This is a genomic window from Methylobacterium sp. J-026 (assembly GCF_022829585.1).
Classification (GTDB): domain Bacteria; phylum Pseudomonadota; class Alphaproteobacteria; order Rhizobiales; family Beijerinckiaceae; genus Methylobacterium.
This window is the reverse complement of record NZ_JAKSYC010000279.1, coordinates 1-282: the sequence shown is the minus strand read 5'-3', so window position 1 is coordinate 282 and position 282 is coordinate 1. Positions and strand designations below refer to the sequence as shown.

The 282-nt window shown below is 67.7% G+C and carries 1 protein-coding gene; it reads left to right on the top strand.

Annotated elements, in window-relative coordinates; genetic code table 11:
- Positions 1 to 196 (top strand): hypothetical protein (locus MKK69_RS23620; RefSeq protein WP_243971905.1); only part of this gene is annotated, 196 nt, incomplete at its 5' end.
- Between the last annotated feature and the right edge of the window lie 86 nt (positions 197 to 282).

Sequence of the window (282 nt, the reverse complement as noted above, 5' to 3'; positions counted from 1 at the left end):
CGAGCGCCCCGAAGATCAGCGCGAGGGCCCCGAACAGCGCACCCTGGGACACGCGGCGCGCCGTGGCGTCGGCGATCTGCTTGGACTGCTCCTTGGCCGAGGCGACGGTTTCCCTGAACTGCTGGGTGTACTGCGCGACCTCCCTGCGTTTGCTGAGAGCATCACGGCGTCAGTGCCGATCTCGGCACCGTTGTAGCCGAGTATCCGCGCAAGCTGGTCCCGGGCCCTCCAGATACGGCTCTTCACGGTCCCGACTTGGCAACCCATGACCGCGGCCGCTTC